This is a genomic window from Bradyrhizobium sp. Y36 (genome assembly GCF_002531575.1).
GTDB lineage: Bacteria > Pseudomonadota > Alphaproteobacteria > Rhizobiales > Xanthobacteraceae > Bradyrhizobium.
Genome location: NZ_NWTI01000034.1, coordinates 16,211 through 38,194 on the forward strand (window position 1 = coordinate 16,211; position 21,984 = coordinate 38,194).

Genomic DNA, 21,984 nt, shown 5'->3' on the forward strand with positions numbered 1-21,984 from the left:
GGCCGGGCAGGCTCAGGCTGTGATCGCCTTCGCCGATCCGACCTCGCTGCGCAGCAGGAATTTCTGGATCTTGCCGGTCGAAGTCTTCGGGATCGGTCCGAACACGACGGCCTTCGGCGTCTTGAAGCCCGACATGTGGCTGCGGCAGAAGGCGATGATGTCGGCTTCGCTGGCGCTGGCGCCGTCCTTCAGCTCGACGAAGGCGCAAGGCACTTCGCCCCATTTCGGATCGGGCTTTGCGACCACGGCGGCGAACAGCACGGCGGGGTGCTTGTAGAGAATGTCCTCGACCTCGACGGAGGAGATGTTCTCGCCGCCGGAGATGATGATGTCCTTGGAGCGGTCCTTGATGATGACGTAGCCGTGCTCGTCGAGCACGCCGAGATCGCCGGTGTGAAACCAGCCGCCTTCGAACGCTTCCGTGGTCGCCTTCTCGTTCTTCAGATAGCCCTTCATCACGATGTTGCCGCGGAACATGACCTCGCCGATGGTCTCGCCATCGCGCGGCACCTCCTGCATGGTCTGCGGATTGATGACGGTGACGCGCTCCTCGAGCGGGTAGGGCACGCCCTGCCGACGCTTCATCCGCGCGCGCTCGGCCGGCGGAAGCTCGTCCCAGCCGGGCTGCTCGGCGCAAACGGAGGCGGGGCCGTAGACCTCGGTCAGGCCGTAGACATGGGTCAGCTTGATGCCAATGCTTTCGGCACCTTCGAGCACCGCGACCGGCGGCGCGGCGCCCGCGATCAGGCCGACGACGCGGCGCGCGGTGTTTCCCTTCGGCGCGTCGGGCGCGTTGATCAGCGTGTTGTAGACGATCGGGGCGCCGCACATGTGGGTGACGCCGTGCGCCTTGATCAGCTCGAAGATCCTGGTCGGCTCAACCTTGCGCAGGCAGACATTGATGCCGGCGGCGGCGGCAATGGTCCAGGGAAAGCACCAGCCGTTGCAGTGGAACATCGGCAGCGTCCAGAGATAGACCGGATGCTGGCCGAGATTGCCGGCGAGGATGTTGCTGACGGCGTTGAGGTACGCGCCGCGATGATGGGTAACGACGCCCTTGGGATTGCCCGTCGTGCCCGAGGTGTAGCTCAGCGCGATCGCATCCCATTCGTCCTTCGGCGGGATCGCCGCGAAGGTCGGGTCGCCTTGCGCGACAGCTGCTTCATATTCGATCTCGCCGATGCGGCCGCCGCCCTTGAACGATGCGTCGTCGACGTCGACCACGAACGGCCTCGGGCCCTTCATCTGCGCCAGCGCGTCGGTGATGACACCCGAAAACTCGGGATCGACCAGGATGATTTTCGCGCCGCCATGGTCGAGCTGGAACGCGATCGAGGGCGCATCGAGACGGATGTTGAGCGCGTTGAGCACGGCGCCGGTCATCGGCACGGCGAAGTGCGCCTCGTTCATCGCCGGGATGTTCGGCAGCATCGCCGCGACGGTGTCGCCGACGCCGATGCCCTTGCCGGCGAGCCAGGACGCAAAGCGCCTGCAGCGCTCATGGGTCTGCGCCCAGGTGAAGCTGCGGCCCTCATAGACCGTGCTGACGTGATCGGGATAGACGGCGGCGCTGCGCGCGAGAAAGCTCAGCGGGCTCAGCGGAACGTAATTGGCGGGGGTCTTGTCGAGGCCGATATCGTACTGGTTCTGCCGCTCGCTCATCGACACCCTCCGTCAAACGCCTCAGAGAAATCCAATCGAGATCCAGGGGAAGATCGCGACGATGATCAATCCCACCAGCAGCGCCAGCAGATAGCCCCAGATCGGCCTGATGCCCTCGGCCGGATCGACGCGTCCGATGGCGCAGGCGGCATAATAGCCGACGCCGAAGGGTGGGGCGAATAGCCCGATACCCATGGCGAGAATGATCACCATCGCGTAGTGCACCTCGTGAACGCCGACGGCGCGTGCGATCGGAAACAGCAGCGGCCCGAACAGGACGATCGCGGGGATGCCCTCCAGCACGCTGCCGAGGATGGTGAAGGCCAGGATCGACACGGCGATGAAGGTCGCAGCTCCCCCGGGCAGTCCGGTCATGGCCGCAGCAAGCGCGCGTGAGAAGCCGGATTGCGTCAGCCCCCAAGCCATACCTGTCGCCGTGCCGATGATCAGCAGGATGGCGCCCGACAGTGCCGCGGTCTCGACCAGCATCGGAAACAGCCGCCGCCAGTCGAAGCGGCGGTAGACCAGAAGGCCGACCAGGGCGCCGTAGACGATGCCGATGGTCGAGACCTCGGTCGCGGTCGCGATGCCTTCGACGACGGCGTAGCGGATCACGAAGGGCAGCGCGAGCGCGGGCAGGGCGACGATGAAGGTCTTGCCGATCTCGCTGCCGGTCGCACGGCGGACGTGGCTCATGTCCTCGTGGCGGTAGCGCCACCACACCAGCATGCAGAGCGTGATCGCGAGCACGACGCCGGGCAGCAGGCCGCCGGTGAAGAGGGCGGCGATCGACACGCCGGTGACCGAGCCGATCGTGATCAGCACGAGGCTCGGCGGAATGGTCTCGGTCTGGGCGCCCGTCGCCGCCAGAAGCGCGACGAGATCGCCGGGCTTGGCGCCGCGCTGCTTCATCTCCGGAAACAGCACCGGCGCGACCGCCGCCATGTCGGCGGCCTTGGCGCCTGATATGCCTGACACCAGGTACATGGCGCCGACCAGCACGTAGTGCAGGCCGCCGCGGACATGACCGAGCAGGCTCGCCAGAAACGCCACCATGGCCCGCGCCATGCCGGTCATCTCGATCAGCAGGCCGAGGAATACGAACAGCGGCACCGACAGCAGGATGAGGTGGCTCATGCCCTCGTCCATCCGCCCGACCAGCACCATCACGGGCGTGCGCGTGGTCAGCGCGAGGTAGCCGAAGATCGCAAGGCCAAAGCCGAACGCAATGGGAACGCCGGCAAACACACAGAAGCCGGCGACGCCGACGAAGAAGATGACGAGGTTGAGATTGCCGAGCGGCCGCAGCGAGGGCTCCGCCAGCCAGAACAGGCCGATGATGACGGCAACGCTGACGATCGCGGCCGCGACCATCCGCCAATCGGCCGCGCGCAACAACCGCAGCAAGGCGAAGGCCGCCATCAGGCCGATGCCGGCCGGCAGCGCGGCGGCGCGCCACATGTTGGAGATCTGGAGCGCCGGCGTGGTGATGTAGCTTTCCTCATAGGCGTAGTCGCAGGCCGGCCAGACGATCAGGACCAGGAATGCCAGCGCCGCAGAGGTCGCGACCAGATCGAGATAGGCCCGCATGGCCGGACGCGCGCTGGCGACGACCGCGGTCATGCGCATGTGCTCGGAGCGGCGGAACGCGACCGCCGCGCCCAGCATGGCAAGCCACAGGAACAGGATCGAGGCGAGCTCGTCCGACCAGATCAGCGGCCGGTGCAAGCCGTAGCGCGCGACGACGCCTGCAAAGAGGATCACGATCTCGGCGACGACCAGGATCGCCGCCGGGATTTCGACGATGAGACCGAGCATGCGCTCGAGCGAAGCCAGCAGCGAAGGTCGGCGAGGGGACTGAAACGCCACCTCGCCCACCACTGTGGTCACCTCGACCTCGACATGAGCCATGATGGCCCCAACGCGTTACGACAGCTTGCCGACGGCCTTTTCCAGAAGGTCCCAGGCCTGATCGCCATACTTGCCCTTCCACTCGGCATAGAAGCCGGCGGTCCGCAGCTTGTCGCGGAACGGCGCCACGGCGGGCTGATTGAAGGTCAGGCCCTTGGTCGCCAGTTCCTGCTGCAGATTGGCGTTGAGCTTGGCGGTGTCCTCACGCTCCTTGACGGCAGCGGCATTGATGTTCTTGGCGACGATGGTGCGCACGTCCTGCGGCAGCTTCTCCCAAGCCCTGCGGTTGGCCAGGAACCAGAAGCCGTCCCACATGTGGTTGGTCAGCGAGCAGTACTTCTGCACCTCGTAGAGCTTGGCGGTCGAGATGATCGCCAGCGGGTTCTCCTGGCCTTCGACGATCTTGGTCTGCAGCGCCGAATAGACCTCGCTGAAATTGATCGAGGCGGGCGCCGCGTCGAACGCCTTGAACATCGAGGTCCACAGCGGCGACACCGGCACGCGGATCTTGAAGCCCTTGAGGTCGTCGGGCCCGGTGATCGGCTTGGTCGACGACGTGGTCTGGCGGAAGCCGTTGTCCCAGATCTTGTCCATGACCTCGAGGCCGGCCTTCTTGATCTCGCCGCGGACATGGGCGCCGAGATCGCCGTCCATGGCCTTCCAGACCGTGTCGTAGTCCGGGAACGCGAAGCCGATGCCGTTGATGGACGCGGCCGGCACCAGGGTCGACAGGATCAGGCCGGACAGCGTGAAGAACTCGACGCCGCCGGAGCGGATCTGGCTCAGCATGTCGGTGTCGGAACCGAGCTGGTTGTTCGGAAAGATCTGCAGGTCGAACTTGCCGTTGGTCTCGTTCTTGATCGCCGCTGCCATCTCCTTGGCGCGGACGTTCAGCGGATGGGTGTCAGGCAGGTTATTGGCATATTTGTAGGTGAACTCGGCGCTCTGGGCGCGGGCCACATGGGGCGCACTGAGGCCGCCCAGGACCGCGGTCGCGGCGGAGGCCTTGAGAAGCGTGCGTCGGGAAAAGCGCGTCGAAAGGACCATGGGTCTGCTTCCTCGGAAGGTTTGTTGTTGTTCTGAGACGCAAACCTATACGGACGGAAGGCCTGAAGGTCATCTGCGATCTCGCGAGGCCTCGCTTATTGCAGCCGGACAAGGTCACGGCAATATCGGCTTTCGGAGACAACGGCCGGATTCAAAATCTCAAAAACAACCCCATGCACAGTAGGCGTCGACGACCGGGACGAGGCTCAAGGCCGAGGTCGAAGATCCGGCGTGAGCGAAGGCGCAATGGCAGGAGTTACGTCTAAACGTTTGATCTGATTGTATATAAAGATATTCCATAATATACCTTATGCGAATTACGGATTAGGCCATGGCTACATTGGGGCTGGCCGATCCCGTCTCGCTCGAACCGCCCTGGGTCCGCCATCCCCTTGCGTCTGCTTCGCTGTGCTGGGATCCGGCGGCTGACCCCTGCGAGTCGTTGTGGGACTTCCGGCGCGGCGGCCGCCAGCGTCACTCCGCCGCCAAGGATCGCAGCCAGGCCAGTCTCGCGATCGCGCGCTCTGCAAGCACCTGCAGGCTTTCGAGATGGGTCGCGTCGCTCGACCGCTCGGCGCCATCGAGGTAGCCGTCGACGAGCGCTTCGGCGATCTCCAACGGGCCTTTGCGCTCCATGGACGCTGGAAAGCTTCCGAGGCCAGCGGCGGCCTCGGCCATCTCGATCGCCTGTTGGCGAATGGCCTGGATCCGGACTGCGGCCGGGCCGCTCTGGCGTTGTTGCATATCGTCGAGTTGCGCGACCATGCGAAGCTCGAGGCGCCGCGCATCAATTTGCCGCAGATGCTCTGACGATGCCTCGGCGCTGCTCCGGTCGTGCTCGTGATGATAGGCCCGGCGCCGCTCCTTGCGCAGCGTGGCAACATGGCCGAGCTCTTCCTTGGCCATCGCCTCGGATGCCTTCTTGATGTCGGCGTCGTCGGAATAGGCGGCGAGATAGGACCAGAAGGCGAAGGCCCTCTCCTCGTTGCGGACGGCCATGGCGAGCGCCCGGTACGGGGTCATCAGCCGCGACGTCTTGACCTCGGCGGCAGCTTCCGGAGGAAGCGTTTCCGGCGGCTCCCAGCGCACCAAGGCGGGATCCGGACTCTTGCCGCGGTGCGATTGCGACCACTGTGCGACACTGTCCACGTGCTCGCGCTCGGCGGCGGCAAGCCGCGCGAACACTTCGGCCAGATCATCCTTGCCCTGCCCGCGCATGTCCTGCGCAAGGGAATCGTACTTGTTGGCCGCTTCCTGCTCCATTGCGTGCGCCAGCGCAAAGAGTTCGTCGAGCGACTTCAATACCCCGGCGGGCTCGGCACCGAGCAATGAAGTGCGTAGGAATGGCATACCAAGGACTCCAAATGCAGATCTCTGATCTGGTTCCGCGCGAACATATATTCCCGGGGCCGGGTTGACAGATGCCGGCGCACGCGACGAGTGTTGCACGTCAGCGGCGACAAATCATCGAAGAAGAATTTCAAGATGTGCGCGCCCTGTCGGTCGCGCAGATCGCATTTGGATCGATATGCCGAATCGACCGGACGACGACACCGCCTTCGCAAGACGTGCAGCGCTCGCGCTCGCAGGCTTGCTGCTGATGTGCCTGACATATATTTCGCCTGCATCCGCCGCCGGTGATTTACCGAGATACCTGCCGAAGATTGCGCCTGCGGACTTTTTCCCCGGAGCGGATCGTTTTGGCCCGCCGCAAGGCGATCCGCCCATCGTGCGGGTCTACCGCGGCGACCAGCTCCAGGGATTTGTCTTCCTCAACTCCGATTTGGCCAATTCGGTCGGCTACTCCGGCAAACCGATTCACCTGCTGGCCGGGATTGATCCGAAGGGCGTCATCACCGGCATCAAGCTCGTCGATCACAAGGAGCCGATCGTGCTGGTCGGCATTCCGGAGGCCCGCATCGTCGCCGCCGTGAACTCCCTGATCGGCAAGGACATGAAGCCTGTCGCAAGTGGTGCCGAGAAGCCGCCGCAGGTCGACATCGTGAGCGGCGCAACCGTGACCGTGCTGGTGATGGGCGACAGCGTCGTCCGCGCTGCCTCCAAGCTCATTCGAAGCGGTCGCATTGGGGCCGGCGGTGGCGCGGCGGTTGCGGCAGCCCTGCCCCCCGTGATCAAGACGCTCGATCTCGAACACGGTGAAATCCGCGACTGGGAGAGTCTGGCAGGCGACGGTTCGATACGCCGGCTTCATCTCAGCATCGGCGACATCAACGAAGCCTTCGCGAAATCGGGCAGCGCGGCGGCGAGCCAGTACCCCGAACCAGGTGAGCCCGACGACACCTTTGTTGATCTCTACGCCGCGCTCGTGAGTGCGCCCACGATCGGCCGTAGCCTGCTCGGCGAGGACGGCTATCGACGGCTGAAGGACGGCCTGAAACCCGGGCAACAGGCGATCGTCGTGGCCGGCAACGGCCCCTACTCCTTCAAAGGGTCGGCTTACGTTCGCGGCGGCATCTTCGATCGCATCGAGATCCTGCAGGAAGGCAACAGCACCCGCTTCCGCGACCGCAACCATACCCGCCTCGGTGCGCTGGAAGCGGCCGGCGCGCCGGAGTTCAGGGAAGTCGGCCTGTTCGTCACGCCTCCGGAGTTCACGCTGGATCCGACCCAGCCGTGGCAGCTTCAACTGCTGGTGCAGCGGAGCCTCGGCGGCCGCGACAAGGCCTTCCTGACCTTCGACCTCAACTACACCCTCCCCGACAGCTACATACGCCGCGAGCAGCGGGCGGTGACAGTGCCGGAAAGTGCGGCGCCTCCACCCTCGCAGGCAGAGGCTGCAGCCGCACCGGCTGGACCGGCCGCGGACGCCGACGAGCCGCTCTGGATGCGGATCTGGCGGTCGAGCACCGTCTCGATCGGCATCACCGCGTTCATGCTGGCCGCCCTCACCGGCATCTTCTTCTTCCAGAACCTGCTGGTTAGTCGCCCGGTGCTCTACACCTGGGTCCGGCGGGGCTATCTCGCGCTCGTTCTGGTCTGGCTCGGCTGGTACGCCAATGCGCAACTCTCCGTCGTCAACGTCGTCACCTTCACCAATGCGCTGGTGACGGGCTTCCGCTGGGAATTCTTCCTCGCAGCCCCGCTGATCTTCATTTTGTGGGCCGCAACGGCCGGCGGGCTTCTGTTCTGGGGCCGCGGCCCGTTCTGCGGCTGGCTGTGTCCGTTCGGCGCCCTGCAGGAGCTCACCAACACTGTCGCGAAATGGCTGAAGGTGCCGCAGATAACGGTGCCGTGGGGACTGCACGAGCGACTCTGGCCGATCAAGTACATCATCTTCCTCGGCCTGTTCGGCCTGTCGCTCTACTCGGTCGACATGGCCGAGCGGTTCGCCGAGGTCGAGCCGTTCAAGACCGCGATCATCCTGAAGTTTTCGCGGAGCTGGCCGTTCGTGGCCTACGCCGTCGGCCTGCTCTTCATCGGCCTCTTCATCGAGCGCTTCTTCTGCCGTTACCTCTGCCCGCTCGGCGCTGCGCTCGCGATACCCGGCCGCATCCGGACCTTCGAATGGCTCCGCCGCTGGCAAGAATGCGGATCACCCTGCCAACGCTGCGCCAAGGAATGCCCGGTGCAGTCGATTCATCCCGAGGGTCATATCAACGTCAACGAGTGCATCTACTGCATGCATTGTCAGGAACTCTATTACGACGATCACCGCTGCCCGCACATGATCCAGGTGCGGCTGAAGCGCGAGAAGTTCGCGGCCATGTCCTCGCCGTCGATGCGTGCGAGCGGCAAGGGTCCCGCGACCGTCATCACCGCCGGCGGCAAGCCTGTCGGCGCATCACCAGTCGTATCACCACCCCCAAACTGAACCGGAAGCCGAGGAGGCTATCATGAGCGAGAACGAACAGGCCAAGGGCGTCAGCCGACGAACAGTGCTCGGAACGACGGCGGCCGCGGCGGGCGTGGGCCTTGCCGGCGGAGTGGCGATGAAGGACGGCCTCGTCTCGTCTGCGGACGCGCAGACCAAGAATGCTGCTCCGAAAGCGCCGGCGGCCCGGCCGGCCGTGCAGAAGACCGAGGTGGCGCCCGGTGACCTCGACGAATACTACGTGTTCTTCTCGAGCGGTCAGTCCGGCGAGATGCGGATCATCGGCCTCCCCTCGATGCGCGAACTGATGCGCGTGCCGGTGTTCAACCGCTGCAGCGCGACCGGCTGGGGCCAGACCAATGAAAGCCTCAAGGTTCTGACCGAAGGAATGCAGCCGGCGACCCGCGAATTCCTCAAGAACCGCGGCGGCACGTTCATGAACGGCGACCTCCACCACCCGCACGTCTCGTTCACGGACGGCACCTACGACGGTCGCTATGCCTTCATGAACGACAAGGCCAACAGCCGCGTCGCGCGGGTGCGGCTCGATATCATGAAATGCGACAAGATCATCGAACTGCCGAACCAGCACACGGTGCATGGCCTGCGATTGCAGAAATATCCACGCACGGGCTATGTGTTCGCCAACGGCGAGGATGGCGTGCCGCTGCCCAACGACGGCAAGGTTCTCGACGATCCCAAGCAGTACCGCTCCATCTTCACCGCGATCGACGGCGACACGATGAAGGTGGCCTGGCAGGTGATGGTCAGCGGCAACCTCGACAATGTCGATTCCGACTATCAAGGCAAATACTGCTTCTCGACCTGCTACAACGGCGAGGAAGGCGTCACTCTGGCGGAGATGACCGCAAGCGAACAGGACTGGGTCGTCATCTTCAACATCAAGCGGATCGAAGAGGCCGTGAAGAAGGGCGACTTCAAGGAATTGAACGGCGTGCCCGTGATCGATGGCCGCAAGGGCTCGGCCTACACCCGCTACGTGCCGGTCTCGAACAATCCGCACGGCATGAACACCGCGCCCGACGGCATCCACATCGTGGCGGCCGGAAAGCTCTCGCCGACCGTGACCGTGATGGACGTCCGCAAATTCGACGACCTGTTCGACGACAAGATCAAGCCGCGCGACGTCGTCGTCGCGGAGCCCGAACTCGGACTCGGACCGTTGCATACGGCCTATGACGGCAAGGGCAACGCCTACACCACGCTGTTCCTCGACAGCCAGGTCTGCAAGTGGAGCATCGACCTCGCCAAGCGGGCCTTCAAGGGTGAGAAGGTCAATCCCATCCTTCAGAAGATCGACGTGCACTATCAGCCGGGTCACAACCATTCCTCGATGGGCCAGACCAAGGAGGCCGATGGAAAGTGGCTCATCTCGCTGAACAAGTTCTCGAAGGACCGCTTCCTGAACGTCGGGCCGCTCAAGCCCGAGAACGACCAGCTGATCGACATTTCGGGCGATCAGATGAAGCTGGTGCATGACGGCCCGAGCTTCGCCGAGCCGCATGACGCAACCATCGTCCACCGCTCGAAGATCAACCCGATCTCGATCTACGATCGCGCGGATCCGATGTTCGCCGATGCGGTCAAGCAGGCCAAGGCGGACGGCATCAATCTGGAGGCGGATTCGAAGATCATTCGCGACGGCAACAAGGTGCGCGTCTACATGACGTCCACCGCGCCCGCCTATGGTCTCGATCAGTTCCAGGTCAAGCAGGGTGACGAAGTCACCGTCTTCGTCACCAATATCGACGCCGTCGAGGACCTGACGCACGGCTTCTGCATCGTCAACTACGGCATCCAGATGGAGATCGGCCCGATGGCCACCGCGTCCGTGACCTTCACGGCCGACAAGGCAGGGGTCTACTGGTACTATTGCTCGTGGTTCTGCCACGCCATGCACATGGAGATGAAGGGCCGGATGTTCGTCGAACCCAAGTCGGTTTGAAGTCGGTTTGAAGTCGGTCTTGAATCGATCTGATCGGAGCGACCTCGTGGGTCTTCTCTTGCGCATGTTTCCGGCGGCGCTGGTCGCCGCCGGATTGTCCGGCTTCGCCAGTGCGGAGACGCTCTCGGCCGTGCCCGGGCAGCCGCTGCAAGCGGTGCTGGATGGCGCGCGCGCCGGCGACGTCGTCACGCTTGCCTCCGGCGAATATCACGGCTCGATCCGGATTGACCGTCCCCTGCAACTGGTCGGGAGCCGCGATGCGGTGCTCGATGGCGACGGCTCCGGCAACGTCATCACGGTCACCGCGCCCGACGTCACCATTCGCGGTCTGACCATCCGGGCCTCCGGCCGGGATCTTCAGGCCATGAATTCCGGAATCTTCCTGCAGAAGACGGCCGAGCGCGCGACGGTCGAGGACGTCAGGCTGGTGGGAAATCTGTTCGGCGTCTATGTGCACGGCGCCCAGGGCTCGCGCGTCGTCCGCAACGAGATCGAGGGATTGCGTGGCGGGCGTCTCAGCGAGGCAGGAAACGGCGTCTCGCTCTGGAACGCGCCTGACGTCACCATCGCCGACAACACCTTCCGCTACGGCCGGGACGGCATCTTCACCATCTCAAGCCGAAAGGACCGCTTCATTGGAAACCGGTTCGAGCAGGTTCGCTTCGCCGTCCATTACATGTACACCAACGACAGTGAAGTCAGCGGCAACGTTTCGATCGGCAACCATGTCGGCTATGCCATCATGTATTCCAACCGGCTGGTGATCCGGGGCAACATTTCGGATCACGACCGCGACCACGGCCTTCTGTTCAACTATGCAAACTACGCCGAGATCGACGGCAACCGGGTGACGGGTGGTCCGCTGAGCGCGGCAACGGACATGGCGGCGGAAGGTCCCGACGACGAGCGGGGCATGCTGCCGCAACAGAAGCGGGAGAGCACGCTTCGGAGCGGCCCGGAGAAATGCGTGTTCATCTACAACACCAATCACAACAAGTTCCGCAACAACTGGTTCGAGCGCTGCGCCATCGGCGTGCACTTCACGGCCGGCTCCGAGGGTAACGAAATCACCGGCAACGCCTTTGTCCGCAACGCCAACCAGGTGAAATATGTCGGCACCCGCAACCTCGACTGGTCGACCGGCGGGCGCGGCAATTACTGGAGCGATAATCCGGCATTCGACCTGAACGGGGACGGCATTGCCGATACGGCATACCGGCCGAACGACCTCATCGACCGCGTGCTGTGGACGGCACCCGCGGCGAAGGTCCTGATCAACAGCCCCGCCGTCCAGGTGATCCGCTGGGCGCAGGCGCAGTTTCCGGCGCTGCTGCCGGGCGGCGTCGTTGACAGTCATCCGCTGGTGTCGCCGCCGCGCATTCCTGCGCCGAAGGAGACGCGATGACCAGCACGGTACGCGTCAGCGACGTCACCAAGGCCTATGGCCGCGTCGAGGCCGTGCGCGGCGCGTCGTTCGCGCTTGGCCAGGGCGAGCTCGTTGCCTTGATCGGCCACAACGGCGCCGGCAAGACCACGCTGATGAAGCTCATGCTGGGATTGATCCGGCCGAGCAAGGGCGCCATCGAGGTTCTCGGCGACAACCCCGCCGCCGGCGAATTCGCGGGGCGGCGGCAACTCGGCTACCTCCCCGAAAACGTCTCCTTCGACCCTGCCCTGACCGGCCGCGAGACCCAGGCCTTCTACGCCCGGCTGAAGCGCGAGCCGGTCGCCAAGGCCCTCGATCTGCTCGACGCCGTCGGCCTCGGCGCCGCCAGCCGCCGCCGGGTGAGCACCTATTCCAAGGGCATGCGCCAGCGCCTCGGGCTCGCGCAGGCACTGCTAGGCGCGCCGCGGGTGCTGCTGCTGGACGAGCCGACCACCGGCCTCGATCCGGAGCTGCGCCAGACCTTCTACGACATCATCGCACGGCTCGCCGCCGCGGGCGCGACCGTGCTGCTGTCGTCGCATGCGCTGACCGAGCTCGAGGAGCGCGCCGGCCGCGTCATCATCATGAACCGCGGCATCAAGGTCGCGGACGGCTCGATCAACGAGCTGCGTCGTCTCGCCCGGCTGCCCACCCGCATCCGTCTCAAGGTGGCAGGCCTCGCTCCGAGTGAGATGCCGACCTGGGCTCCCCAAGACACCACCTGCCGCCGCCTCAATGGCCACATCGTCGAGATCGACGCTGCGCCGGAGCGGAAGATCGAGCTGCTGCATCGCGCGACGGCCGCCGGCAATGCCGTCGAGGATGTCGACGTGGTCCCGCCCACCCTCGACGAGCTCTATGCTCATTTTCTTCGGCAATCGGAGCAGGCGCCATGAACGTCCTGATCATCGCCGCCAAGGAGATCCACCAGGCCATCCGCAATCGCTGGGTGCTCGCCGCAACGCTCCTGCTCGCCGGACTGGCGCTGTCGCTGACTTTTCTCGGCAGCGCGCCGACCGGCAATGTCGGCGTCCGCGCACTGGACGTGGTTGTCGTCAGCCTGTCGAGCCTGACGATCTTCCTCGTGCCGCTCATCGCGCTGCTGATCTCGCACGACGCCATCGTCGGCGAGATGGAGCGCGGGACGATGCTGTTGCTGCTGAGCTATCCGGTCGCGCGCTGGCAGGTGCTGCTCGGCAAGTTTCTGGGCCACCTCGCCGTCCTCGCCTTTGCGACCTGCCTCGGCTACGGCGCGGCGGTCGGTGCGCTGGCCGCGACGGGCAGCCAGATCGACAACGATAGTTTCCTGGCCTTCGCGGCGATGGTCGGCTCCTCGGTGCTGCTCGGCGCGGCCTTCGTCGCGATCGGCTATCTGGTCAGCGCGCTCGTGCGCGACCGCGGAACGGCCGCCGGCATCTGCATCGGATTGTGGCTGCTGCTGGTGCTGATCTACGACATGGCGCTGCTCGGCGTGCTCGCGCTCGACCAGGGCCGCAGCATCTCGGCCGCCGTGCTCAACGCCTTGCTGCTGGCGAACCCGACCGACGCCTATCGGCTGATCAACCTGACCGGCTTTGCCAATGTCAGCACCTTCGCCGGCATGGCTGGCCTTGCCCAAACCTCGTCCCTGACGATCCCGGTCCTGTTGACCGCCCTGCTCGGCTGGACGTTGCTGCCGCTCGGGCTGGCCGCGCTCGCCTTCTCGCGGAGGGAGCTATGAGACGCCGAACCATGCTGCTCGTCCTGCTCGTGCCGTTCGCGCTCGCGGGCTGCAACGAGAAGCAGGCCGCGAAGATCCCACCGCCGCATCGGATGACCGCGGAAGACATCGGTCATTACTGCGGCATGAACGTGCTCGAGCATCCGGGACCGAAGGGCCATATCTTCGCCGCGAGCCTGATGGAGCCCGTGTGGTTCTCGTCGGTGCGCGACACCATCGCCTTCACGATGCTGCCGGACGAACCCAAGGACATTCTGGCGATCTACGTCTCCGACATGGGCAAGGCGCCCGACTGGGACAAGCCCGGCGCCGACAACTGGATCGAGGCGCGCAAGGCGATGTTCGTGATCGAGAGCCGGGCCAAGAGCGGCATGGGCGGCGACGAGGCCGTTCCGTTCTCGGAGCGGGCAGCGGCGGAGACGTTCGCCGCACAGAACGGCGGCAGGATCGTCGGCTTCAACGAGGTGTCCCGGGACTACGTCCTGACGTCGGCGAACGCAACCAGCGCCGCGGCGGCCGACGAGACGACGGAAGGCCCGCCGGGCGGACGATCGAGGAGAACGCCATGACGCGCACGCTGACGCGCCGACGCTTCATCCGGATCAGCGCGGCGGCCGCTGGCTTCAGCGCGCTGTCTCGAGCTCATTCCGTTCGTGCCGAGATCGCGCCGGCGAGCTGGCGCGGCACGATGCTGGGCGCGGTCGCGACGATGGAGATCCACGACGAGGACCGCAACCGGGCGGAGCGACTGATCGCGCTGGCCTGCGCCGAGGCGCGGCGGCTCGAGCGGCTGTTCAGTCTTTATCTCGATGATTCCGCCCTGGTCGCGCTGAACCGGACCGGTATCCTGCTTGATCCCGCCGCCGAGATGATCGATCTGCTCTCGGCCTCGCAGCGCTATTCCACGCTGACCGGCGGCCTGTTCGACGTCACCGTACAGCCGCTGTGGGAGCTCTATGCCGGCCATTTCGCGCGCGATGGCGCCGATCAGGCCGGCCCGGCACCAGCCGCGATCGAGGCGGCGCTGGCGCGCGTCGGCAGCAGCCGGCTGTCGATCAGCCGCGACCGGATCGTGATGCCGAAGGGCATGGCCGTCACCCTGAACGGGATCGCGCAAGGCTATGTCACGGACAAGGTGGTCGAGCTGTTGCGGGCGCATGGCATCTCCCATAGCCTGGTCGACATGGGCGAGGCCCGTGCGATCGGCTCGCGTCCGGACGGACGTCCCTGGGATGTCGGCATCGCCGATCCCGACCTTGCGGGCCAGACGAAGACGGTGCTGCCGATCGTCGACCGCGCCGTGTCTACCTCGGGCGGCTACGGCTGCCAGTTCGATCCCGGGGCGCGCTTCAACCACCTGTTCGATCCGCGATCAGGCGGCTGCGCGCAGCGCTATCGCAGCGTGACGACCGTGTCCCGCAGCGCGACCGCCGCGGACGCCTTGTCGACGGCGTTCAGCCTGATGCCGGAAGACCAGATCAGATCGCTGCTGCCGGGTGCCGACATCGACCGCGTGTATCTGATCGACGACGCCGGCAAGTCGGTCGAATTGTCGGTGTAGTCGAGAAAGGAACGCCGGGGCCGCGCTATCGCGATAGCAGCAGGTCCAACTGGCTCTGCGCCTTCTTCAAGGCCGCCGCGTACCAGGCCTGGCTCGGCGCTTCCTTGGCGAAGCATTTTGTGTAGGCGTCCATCGCCTGATCCTCCTTGGCCATGGCATCCTCTGGCACTTTCTTCGCCATCATCTGCTTCCAGACCTTTTCACAGGCCGGAATCTCTGCCGTCTTCACGGCGTCGGTGTCGGCGAGGAAGAAGACCTTGTCGCCCTGGATCGCGACGACGTCGATCTCATGCGGCGCTCCCTTCAGATCGCCATTGCCGCGCACGCCCAGCACCGCGGCCGCGGCGCTCGCGGATGCCGGCTTGGTGATCGGCAGCTCCGCATATTTGGCGAAGGCGGAGTCCTGGATCGCCTGATAGTAGAAGCGGTCGGATTTCAAGGCCGCTCCGATCTCCTGCGGCATGCCGTCCTCGCGATGCTCGCGCAGCCAGTGCTTGAGCAGCCCCGTGGTGGTCACCACGGCCTGCCTCTTGTCGCCCTCGGAGGCGAAGCTGAGCCCGTCGAGATGGCCGAAGCCCGAATCGCCCTTGAAGAGCGTGTCGGCGTTCGACTTGCCGTCAGCGGGGAGCCCCTTGATCGTGACCGGCCCCACCAGGCCCCGCAACACGCCCGCAAGCTCCTTCAGAGCCGCGTCATGCTGCTTGGAGAGCTCATCGCTCTCCTTGGCTTTCGAGAATTTTGCGATGTAGCGATCGCGCAGGTCGAGATAGCGCTGCTCGGGCGTCGCCGCATGGGCGGGCGTGGCCAGGACGAGCAAGCAAAGCAAGGCAAGCGATTTCATTCAATGTCCGCGGACTGGGAGCGATCTCATCTTTGTGCCGCTGCGAGGTCCGAAGGTTCACCCGCAACGACGGTGCGCCCTAGTCTGCCGGCGTGAGCTGCCGATTCAAGCGCAGCGTCGCAGTCTCGCGGACCCGGACCCGGGCGCGGCGCTTGCGCCACCAGATCACGACGCCGGTGACCGACAGCGCGGCGACCACCAGTCCCATGATCGAGATCAGGATGCGGCCGAACAGGCCAACGATGCGGCCCGAATGCAGCGGGAACTGAGCCTGGACGAAGATGTCGGCGGCGGTGCCGACCCAGGGCAGCCGCTCGCCGATGGGGCGGCCGTCCTCGCTGTCGTAATAGAGCTGCGCCGGCCCGACGCCGCCGGCGCCGTGATCGTCGCCGGGATGGAAGAAGGCGGCGGCATAGACGCCGTGGGCCGGGCCGTAATTGATCGAGCCGACCGGGATGGTCCAGCCGCGCGCCTTGCCGTCGGCGGCCGCGCGCGCGGCGATCTCGGCGAACGTCACCTTGGGCTCGATGGGATCGTCGAGATCGCGATAAGGCCGCTGCTCATAGGGCGTCGGTGTGTAGTTCGACACTATCTTCATCAATGGCGAGAACACTTCGAAATAGAGGTTCAGCGAGAATGCCGTGAAGGCGATCACGAACAGCACGCCCCAGGTCCACAGGCTGAAGGCGCGATGGATGTCGAAATTGATCCGGTAGGCGCTGCCCGAGGTCTTGATGGTCCAGGCCGGCGCCCAGCGCGCCCAGAAGCCGCGCTCGAGCTGGCGCGCGACGGCGGGCGCCCGCTCCGCCTTGGCGCGGCGGCGCGAGGGCAGCGTGAGGTAGAAGCCGACGAAGCAATCGATGGTCCAGATGATGGCGATCACGCCGAGCACGCGCATGCCCCAGCGGTCGCTGCCCCAGAATTCGGGGATGTGCATGGTGTAGTGCAGCTTGTAGAGAAACGAGACGAAGTTCTCCCGCGTGACCGGCCAGACCGCGCCCCAATAACGCCGGCCGAGCTCAGCGCCGGTGTTGGGATCGAGGAAGACCTGGTTGTAGTCGAGGGTATAGCGCTTGCCGGTCGCCGGATCGATCCGCGGCATCACGAAGAACCACAGCGAGTGCCCCTCCTCCGGCGTCATGAAGAGATAGACGACGCGCGCGTGGGGGTCGCGCTGCTCGATCATCCTGGCGAGCTCGATCGAGGGGATCGCCGGACCCTTGGTCGAGACGTCGAACAGATGACCGTTCAGGACGTCGTCGATCTCGTGATCCCAGGAGATGATCGCGCCTGTGATGCCGGAGAAGAACAGGAATCCGGCCGTGAGCAGTCCCGCCCAGCGATGCAGCCTGCCGAATATCGCTCTCATCGCCCAAGTCTCACTTCAATGGTCCGGCTCCCGTAGCCGGACCGTCGTTACGTCGATCTCACCAGCGATAGGTCAGCTTGCCGATGGCCTTGCGTCCCTCGGCGTAGAAACAACCCGACGCGGCGCCGTAGCAGGCGGCGACATAGCGCAGGTCGGTCAGGTTGGTGACGTTCAGCGACAGCCGCCAATTGTCCCTGCTGTAGGCGAGCAGCGCATCCAGCACGGTCGCGGAACCCACCTTGAAGGTGTTGGCGTCATCGCCCCAGGTCGCGCCGACATAGCGGATGCCGCCGCCGAATTGAAGCCCGGCGAACTGGCCGGCCTGCAGCGTGTAGTCGCTCCACAGCGAAGCGCGGTTGAGCGGCACCGTCGTCGGCGCCTTGCCGAGATTGACCGGATCCCGCGACAGCTCGGCATCGACATAGGCGTAGGCGGCACGCAGGTTCCAGCCGTCGGCGAGCGACATGGTGCCTTCGAGCTCGATGCCGCGCGATTTGACCTGGCCGATTTGCGAGGCCGTATAGGTCGGCGGCGCATAGACGACGACGTTGTCGCGCGTCAGGTCGAAAGCCGCGAAGGTGAACAGCGCGTTCCAGCCGAGCGGCTGGTACTTGACGCCGACCTCGTACTGGACACCGGTCTCGGGATTCAGCAGCTGGCCGCTGGCCGTCGCGAGCACCGGCAGGAACGATTCCGAGTAGCTCACGTAAGGCGCGATGCCGTTGTCGAAATTGTACATCACGGCGGCGCGGCCGGTGAAGGCCGATGCATCCTTCGAGATCGAATTGTTGGCGATGCCGTTGTCGACCTGAGTCGTCACGAAGTCCTGGCGGCCGCCGAGCTGGAAGGACAGCCGGCCGAGCTTGATCTGATCCTGCAGATAAAGGCCGGTCTGCGATTGCTTGACGCCGGTCTTGTCGTTCGGCGTGGTGTCCACGGCGTAGTCGTAGCTGTACACGGGGTTGAAGACGTTGACCGTCGGAGAGGAGGTCGTCACGCCGAAGGCGGTGTCGCGGAAACTGGTGTTGCGATAATCGACGCCGGCCAGCACGGTATGCTGCAGGAAGCCGGTCGCGAACTTACCCTGCAGCTGATTGTCCACCGCAAACGAGTTGATGTACGAATTGCTGTAGCTGCCGACGCGGGCGTAGTCGCCGGCGGCTTCGTTGGTGTAGCCGGCGCCGTAGAAGACCTTCTCCTCGTTGTGCTGGTAGGCGTAACGCATGTTTTGCCGGAACGTGATGTTGTCGGTGAAATCATGCGAGAGCTGATAGCCGGCGGTCGCAAGCTCCGTGTTGAACGCATCGAAGCTCGGCACGCCCGCGAAGAACGAGACCGGGATGGTGCGGCCATTGTTCGGCCAGACCGTGCCGGACGCCGGCAGGAACTGCAGGCCCCACCCTGCCCGGTCGCGCTGATAATTGGCGAGGATCGTCAGCGTGGTGTCTTCATTCGGCTTGAAGGTGACGGCCGGCGCGATGAAGACGCGATTGTCCTTGGTGAAATCGACCTGGGTCTCGCCGTCACGCACGACGCCGGTCAGGCGCCACAGCACGGTGCCTTCCTTGTTGGCGGGGCCGCCCATGTCGAACTGGCCCTGATAGCGGTTGAAGCTGCCGCCGGAGATCGAGACCTCGCCGAACTGCTGCGCGGTCGGCAGCTTCGTCACGTAGTTGAGCAGGCCTCCTGTGCCGCTGCCGCCATACATGGCCGATGAAGGTCCCTTCAGCACCTCGATGCGCTCGGCGCCGTAGGGGTCGAGGCCGTTGAAATGCACGTAATTGCTCGAGGGGATGCGCAGGCCGTCGATATAGAGGCCCGGCATGGTCATGTCGAAGCCGCGGATCTGCAGGCCCCCGAAGCGGGTGTCCGAACCGCCGTTGACGTCGCCGCTGACGCCGGCGGTGTAACGCAGCGCCTCGCCGATCGAGACCGCGCCCTGGTTCCTGACCTGGTCGGTCGTGATCACCGACACCGACTGCGGCGTTTCGATCAAGGGCGTATCGGTCTTGGTCGCGGTGCCGCTTCGCGTCGCGACGAAGCCGCGCACCGGACCGTTGGCGCGTTCGCCGGTATTTCCGTTCGAGGATGCCGACTGGGTTGGCGCGGCCTGCTGCGCGGGAGAGCGGCGAGTGGCGCGCGAGGTCCGTGTCGTCGCCCTTCGCGACGAGGCGATCGCCGCCGGACGGGCGCGCTGGGCCGGCGCATCGACAGTGACGGCGGGGATCTGGGTCTGGGATTGTGCGGGACCGAAGGGGATTGCGAGAGCCAAAGTGCTGGCAGCACCGAAGAAAAGCACTCGGATGTGTCGAAGACGCGTATCAAAACGCGAAGGAAGTCTGGAGTTGGTCACGTCTGCTGAGCCCCACGCACTGCCGGCTTCGCCGGTATCGTTCTTGATGTCCCGCCCTAACTCAGGCGGTTTCGGAGTGCGATAGGAACGGCGTTAGAATTTCTCCAGACATGGGAGCTGCATGTGCGACGAATGCGCTCACGCATGCTGCGGCGCTGCCTCCTTAGAATTGGAATACTTCCAGACTGGAAGCCGTCAGTCTGTTGCGAGACGCAAGCGCATGCGGCGGCGGCATCGCGCGATCAGCGTTGCGACCGAAGGCGAAGACGCGAGTCGTTGATGGCTGCGCTACGCGCGGTCCGCGTGACAACAGGTCGCGGCCTCGTTGCTCCCGCCCGCCAGCACGCTGCGGCTGTTGCGGTCCGGCGGGATATCGCCTGCCGCATTGGCCGCGAAGAAGCCGGTCGGCTTCAGCACGAAGCCGGCATATTCCACCGGCATGATCGGAAAATCCTCGGGCTTGCAGACATGGGTGTGGCCGAACGAGTGCCACAGCACGATGTCGGCATTCTCGATGTTGCGGTTCTGCGCGGCGTAGCGCGGCAGGCCGTCGCCGCCAGCATGGACATTGGGATAGTCGCCGCTGGCGTATTTCTCGCTCGCGTCGAACGCGGTGACCCAGACATGCTTTGTCGCAAAGCCGCCGCGCCGGCGCACATGGCTGCCCTCCTGCGCCAGCATCAAAGGGCTCGGGTTGACGACGAGCTTGTAGGCCGGCGCGCCGCCGACCGAGTTGGTCTCGTTGGGATTGCTGATCTTCCAGAACCGGCCGGTCTCGCCATTGGCGACCGCCGCGGCATCGCGCTCGCGCGATAGCACGCGTGTGGTGGTGTCGAACACGTTGCCATACGGATTGTCGTGGCCCCACGGCCGCGGCACGAAGTCGTGCTCGGTCACGGTGTTGCCGCCGCCGTCCAGATCCATGTGCAGGCGCACGTTGAAGAAGTGCTGGTGCGTGGGACCGCCGAGATGATCGTCGACCATGCCGCCCCAGCGGTACTTCTCGCCCGGCCTCACGGCGGCGGTCTGGATGATGCCGGTGAGTTTCGTCTCGAGCTGGATCGTGCCGTCCTGGTAGAGATACCAGTAGAAGCCGTAATCGTAGTTGCCGACGGTCGCGAAGAACGAGATCACCAACCGGCGAGACCTTCGGACCTCGAACAGGCCGTTGCGGAATTCGTAGTGCTTCCAGGCAATTCCGTAGTCTTCCTCATGCATGCAGATGGCGTTCTGCATGACGAAGGGCTCGCCCTTGTTATCGGCGGCGGGCACGTCGAAATAGTGAATGTTGCCGAGACAGTCGCAACCGAGCTCGAGCGCATTGGCGAGCATGCCGAGGCCGTATTCGCCGGCATCGAAGGCCGACTTCCAGAAATGGTTGGCCGTCGGGTCGGCGTAGGGCACCACCATCTCGGTGACGCTGGCGCGGTGGATCAGCGAGCGCTTGCGTGCACCGTCCTGATAGGCGAGCTGGTGCAGCACGAGGCCCTCGCGCGGCGTGAAGCCGACGCGAAAGCTCCATTTCTGCCAGTCGACCTTCCAGCCATCGACCTGAAAGCTCGCGCCTTCCGGCTGCTCGATATGCAGCGGCTTGATGTCGGTGCGTGGGTCCTGCATCTCATGCGCGCCGTAGTTCCGCTTCTTGCGCGGGATCGGCACGATCGGATCCCCGTCGGTGAGGTCGATGACCTTGCCGCCGATGAGGTCGACCACGGCGACGACGCCTTCGATCGGGTGCGCATAGCCGTTGTCCTGAAGGTGCTCGCGAAAATAGCTGACGGCCCGCACGATACGGGCGCCACGCTCGAACGCCTTGTCGAAGAATCCGGACGAGAACGGATCGACCTGGACCAGCTCGATGTCCTTGTCCGTCAGTCCACGGCGGCGCATCGCGGCGCGCCAGCCGGGATCGGCCTTCACCACGGCCTCGCACTTGAAGAACTCTTCCAGCATCACCGGCGGCTGCCCGTACGGCGCCTCGCGATTCGGAATGACTTGTCGCGCGATGATCTCATTGCGGCCGAGATCGACGATGTGCTCGATCGCCTCGCCCGTCGTGATGTCCAGGGTCAACGCGAAGGCGCGGCGCCCGGCTCCGCCCGAGGCCAGCTCCTGCTTGGTCGGCTCCTCCAGCCGCACCGTCGGAAAGCGGCAGTTGTCCGGCGAGACGGCGGCGGCACGAACCAGTGCGCAGGCGGCGGTGATCTCCCCGGCCGTCAGCGGATCGAGCGGATGCGGCGCTGCGGTCTGGGCCGGCGATTGGGCTTTGGTGGTATCGAGCATGGCGATCTCCGGG

Annotated in this window: 15 protein-coding genes; 7 read left to right on the forward strand and 8 right to left on the reverse strand. The window is 65.1% G+C overall.

What is annotated here, in order from left to right; translation table 11 throughout:
• Positions 1-12: 12 nt before the first annotated feature.
• From CO669_RS33725 to CO669_RS33740, 4 genes are all read right to left on the reverse strand, one after another.
• Entirely contained in the window at positions 13-1,662 is a 1,650-nt protein-coding gene (locus CO669_RS33725) for an acyl-CoA synthetase (RefSeq protein ID WP_198964399.1), read from the reverse strand.
• A 21-nt stretch (positions 1,663-1,683) separates the two neighbouring features.
• Entirely contained in the window at positions 1,684-3,573 is a 1,890-nt protein-coding gene (locus CO669_RS33730) for a TRAP transporter large permease (RefSeq protein ID WP_097666824.1), read from the reverse strand.
• Between the two features lie 15 nt (positions 3,574-3,588).
• Positions 3,589-4,620 carry a TRAP transporter substrate-binding protein gene (locus CO669_RS33735; RefSeq protein WP_097666826.1) on the reverse strand — a complete coding sequence of 344 codons (1,032 nt, stop codon included), beginning with the start codon at positions 4,618-4,620 and terminating at the stop codon, positions 3,589-3,591.
• A gap of 474 nt (positions 4,621-5,094) precedes the next feature.
• Entirely contained in the window at positions 5,095-5,922 is an 828-nt protein-coding gene (locus tag CO669_RS33740; RefSeq protein ID WP_349627027.1) for a ferritin-like domain-containing protein, read from the reverse strand.
• 298 nt (positions 5,923-6,220) lie between these two features.
• On the opposite strand from CO669_RS33740, the gene CO669_RS33745 reads away from it, so the two are divergent.
• The 7 genes from CO669_RS33745 to CO669_RS33775 are packed head-to-tail and all read left to right on the forward strand — an operon-like array spanning position 6,221 to position 15,125.
• Complete coding sequence (locus tag CO669_RS33745) at positions 6,221-8,452, forward strand: NosR/NirI family protein (RefSeq protein WP_245444639.1); 2,232 nt, start codon at positions 6,221-6,223, stop codon at positions 8,450-8,452.
• A gap of 22 nt (positions 8,453-8,474) precedes the next feature.
• Entirely contained in the window at positions 8,475-10,418 is a 1,944-nt protein-coding gene (gene nosZ, locus CO669_RS33750) for a TAT-dependent nitrous-oxide reductase (RefSeq protein ID WP_097666832.1), read from the forward strand.
• 46 nt (positions 10,419-10,464) lie between these two features.
• Positions 10,465-11,823 carry a nitrous oxide reductase family maturation protein NosD gene (locus tag CO669_RS33755; protein WP_097666834.1) on the forward strand — a complete coding sequence of 453 codons (1,359 nt, stop codon included), beginning with the start codon at positions 10,465-10,467 and terminating at the stop codon, positions 11,821-11,823.
• Complete coding sequence (locus CO669_RS33760) at positions 11,820-12,740, forward strand: ABC transporter ATP-binding protein (RefSeq protein ID WP_097666836.1); 921 nt, start codon at positions 11,820-11,822, stop codon at positions 12,738-12,740. The genes CO669_RS33755 and CO669_RS33760 overlap by 4 nt, the downstream gene beginning before the upstream one ends.
• Positions 12,737-13,564 carry an ABC transporter permease subunit gene (locus tag CO669_RS33765; RefSeq protein ID WP_097666838.1) on the forward strand — a complete coding sequence of 276 codons (828 nt, stop codon included), beginning with the start codon at positions 12,737-12,739 and terminating at the stop codon, positions 13,562-13,564. The genes CO669_RS33760 and CO669_RS33765 overlap by 4 nt, the downstream gene beginning before the upstream one ends.
• Positions 13,561-14,133: a nitrous oxide reductase accessory protein NosL gene (locus CO669_RS33770; RefSeq protein ID WP_097666840.1), complete on the forward strand. Its 573-nt coding sequence runs from the start codon at positions 13,561-13,563 to the stop codon at positions 14,131-14,133. Before CO669_RS33765 ends, CO669_RS33770 begins: the two co-directional genes overlap by 4 nt.
• Positions 14,130-15,125, forward strand: a complete 996-nt coding sequence (locus CO669_RS33775) for an FAD:protein FMN transferase (protein ID WP_097666842.1) — start codon at positions 14,130-14,132, stop codon at positions 15,123-15,125. Before CO669_RS33770 ends, CO669_RS33775 begins: the two co-directional genes overlap by 4 nt.
• A 25-nt stretch (positions 15,126-15,150) precedes the next feature.
• Here the strand turns inward: CO669_RS33775 and CO669_RS33780 are convergent, their stop codons facing one another.
• The 4 genes from CO669_RS33780 to CO669_RS33795 form a co-directional block, all read right to left on the reverse strand.
• Entirely contained in the window at positions 15,151-15,966 is an 816-nt protein-coding gene (locus CO669_RS33780; RefSeq protein WP_097666844.1) for a hypothetical protein, read from the reverse strand.
• 79 nt (positions 15,967-16,045) lie between these two features.
• Complete coding sequence (fsrB, locus tag CO669_RS33785) at positions 16,046-17,335, reverse strand: siderophore utilization protein FsrB (protein ID WP_097666846.1); 1,290 nt, start codon at positions 17,333-17,335, stop codon at positions 16,046-16,048.
• Positions 17,336-17,393: 58 nt separating this feature from the next.
• A complete protein-coding gene (locus CO669_RS33790; protein WP_198964403.1) occupies positions 17,394-19,385 on the reverse strand; it encodes a TonB-dependent siderophore receptor in 1,992 nt (663 codons plus the stop codon).
• A gap of 591 nt (positions 19,386-19,976) precedes the next feature.
• The gene (locus tag CO669_RS33795; RefSeq protein ID WP_097666850.1) at positions 19,977-21,971 is read right to left on the reverse strand and encodes a primary-amine oxidase; all 1,995 of its coding nucleotides are present in this window, start codon (positions 21,969-21,971) and stop codon (positions 19,977-19,979) included.
• Positions 21,972-21,984: the final 13 nt, after the last annotated feature.